The organism is Pseudomonas sp. 10B238 (genome assembly GCF_000970615.1).
GTDB lineage: Bacteria > Pseudomonadota > Gammaproteobacteria > Pseudomonadales > Pseudomonadaceae > Stutzerimonas.
On the sequence record NZ_KQ033965.1, the window covers coordinates 1 to 2,776 of the forward strand.

The window sequence follows — 2,776 nt, forward strand, 5'->3', positions numbered from 1 at the left end:
GATTGGTTAGCGACGAACTTGGCCTATTGCAGGGACATTTGCGGTTTTTCAATGCTTGCAGCGTCTGACAGCCAATATATGCAAAGCGTCCTGACCAAAGGCTGAAGTAACCATTACATTTCTGTCAGGTTCTCTGGTATGTCAGGTCGTATGTATGTTGAAGCGAGCTGCTGGAAAAGTAGCTCGCGCAGATACCGCCTGCTGGCCTAGCCTATGCCTCCATTGTTCGATGCTCGGCCGCTTCATTTTGATGAATACCGAACCGTGCAAAAGCCTAAGCGCAGGTACTCTGCTTTTGAATACGCCTTTGGCAGAGTGGGATACGCCGTACGCTCTAATGAAGCCATAGGAACTCCTTTTCTGAGGAGTCAGAAAAGATAGTCCACGATCAGAGGCTGTGCGGTCGATTTGGTAAATTCTCTTGGCATCAACACGTTACGTGCGAAGTGAGTGAATTTTACTTATATCTCGGCATGACCCCTTACTCGGATCGCCCAGATATCTCTCAGTCGGAGCGGGATTTTCTGCCCGACCAATTTCCCTTTGTTCCAGGGCTGACGGCTCCAGGTAGCGATGATGTTCATGGCAAGTCCTCCACGTGTGGGAGGACAAGGATGGCTAGCCAGAGCAATGGTCGCTAACCGGCCAGAAGCTGACGTTCAAATTCGTCTAATAATTGCGTGTCAGTCATTACCGCCGGGCTGCGCCGGCAGATGGTTTGCGTGGCTAGGTGTTGTCAGGTAGGTTCGATCGAATCAGTGGGTCGAATAACAAGGGCAGCTATGGACTTCGCTAAGGCTTACAAGCAGTGCAGAAAATCGATGGCGCTGGGGCGAGGAATAAAAGCAGTAGAAGCTTGCTTACATCGAGGGAAGCATGAGTTTGATAGTTTGCAGGAAGCGAAGCTGAGCTGTTTTCGGGATATTCGCGGATATAAAATTGTTTCATCTGGTGAGTGTGCATTTTTTCCAAGAGATCTTTCGGAAATCAAAGTGGGCTCTGGGCTAGCTTGGTACAGAGATACGTTTGCGACTACTGAGATAGTACTCCCCCCATATCATAGCTTTGGATTTCTATCTGAATACGGCGGAAAAATCTCGAAAAGCAACAGTGAAGAGGAAAGGTACGCTCACGCGAATAATATGCTGTTGGAAATGTACACGCCCCCACGAATGGCCGACCTGATTTGTGGGGCATGGTCTCAGCGCATCACTTTTGCTCAGTATCAAGAACAGCTGATTGAGGCTGTAAAGGCATACTGTCTGGGTCTGTACGGCGTGGCAATTGTTGGAATTCTGCCTTGCATAGAAGGGTTCCTAAGAGAGCTTGGAAAGCACGTCTCTCTTCCAGTTAAGGATGCCGTGAATATAGAGACGCTTCTAAAGGTTTTTCATCGAATAAAGCAAGGTGAGTTGAAACGACTGGTCGCAGGTTATGATTGGTATCCAGACAAGGAATTAACGATAAACTATTTAAGTCGATATCATGAGCGAGTGCAGATGCTGGAGAGCATGGAAATGTACTTCCGTGGGTGTTTTTACGGTCATACAGAGTCGTTACCATCGCACTTTGTTTTAAATCGGCATGGGATTGCGCATGGATTCTTTAAAGGCTACGCAACACCGAGTAATTTCTTGCGGCTTTTTAATTTAATTAGCTTATTGTCGTTTGCAGCCATTCTTGTCGAAGGGCGCGGTAGCATGTTACAGCCGGGAGTTACCACTGATTCCGAAGCATTGGCATTGAATTTTACTAAATGCCTATTATCCCGACGATACGTTCAGCCGAATGCTCAATCGATTCTTCCATCCCCTATTATTTTGGGCTAGCCCTATACTCCACGGCACGCCCGCCGGCCGCGCATCGGGCAAGGATTCGGCCGGGCAAGGTGGTATTCAGATTTGCAGTCAGGTAGCGTCGCGCTCTTCCAAGGGAGGGGCGAGCGATGTGGACAAAGCATTACCGAGTGATGCGATCTGAGTTGGCCAAGTGCGAAAAAGCCAGGTCCGAACTGGAGAAGATGCACCCGCCCCACACCGTCCAACCGGAACAGGATGGACAGCTTCAGGACTATATTCAGAAGTCGGACAGTCTGTACGAATGGCGGCTGCTGATCTTGACCGAGTACTGGATGATAGAGGCAGACCGCCTCGGTGTCCCACTGCCTGATCGCGATGACAGGACTTTCTGGGGGCGAGTCGAATTTGATAGCGACCCGCGGGAGCCCAGGTATCTCACAGATGCTGGCATTCGCATTGTCAGGGCAGACATCCGCGAGGAGCGTAGGCAGCGCCGCGAGCCGGTAACCTTCTGGAGTAGCATCATGATTGGGGTAGTCGGCGCCCTGACCGGCCTAGCATCTGTCATACCGAACTGGTGGGCAGACTAGGGCGGCTATTGGCCGGTTAGCGACGGCCTGGCTTCGACCGTCGCTATGCATGGTCAAACCTCGGTCTGTTCCGCCATCTCTAGGGCATCATCGACCTCAATCCCCAGATATCGAACGGTGCTCTCCAGCTTCGTATGGCCGAGCAACAGTTGAACTGCCCGCAGGTTCTTCGTCCTGCGATAGATCAGCGATGCCTTCGTACGTCTTATTGTGTGAATGCCATACAGGGCTGGATCAGGGCCAATGGCTTTCACCCAACCTTTGACGATACGAGCGTATTGACGAGTGGATAGATGGTCTGAGATATGCAGCCGGCTCGGAAAAAGGCAATCCTCGCTGCGGGGCTGGGCATGATGTATGGCGATGTGCCGTTCCCTAAGATCAAAT

At 50.9% G+C, this 2,776-nt stretch carries 2 protein-coding genes and 1 pseudogene; 1 reads left to right on the forward strand and 2 read right to left on the reverse strand.

Translation table 11 applies throughout. The features are described from left to right. Positions 1-479: 479 nt before the first annotated feature. Positions 480-584 (reverse strand): annotated as a pseudogene (locus RT21_RS22755) (integrase); the annotation flags it as partial. A gap of 198 nt (positions 585-782) precedes the next feature. On the opposite strand from RT21_RS22755, the gene RT21_RS22760 reads away from it, so the two are divergent. Further along, positions 783-1,829, forward strand: a complete 1,047-nt coding sequence (locus RT21_RS22760; RefSeq protein WP_015275572.1) for a hypothetical protein — start codon at positions 783-785, stop codon at positions 1,827-1,829. A gap of 613 nt (positions 1,830-2,442) precedes the next feature. On the opposite strand, the gene RT21_RS22770 is transcribed toward RT21_RS22760, so the two are convergent. Next, positions 2,443-2,776: tyrosine-type recombinase/integrase (locus RT21_RS22770; RefSeq protein WP_046164451.1), on the reverse strand; the 334-nt coding region annotated here is incomplete at its 5' end.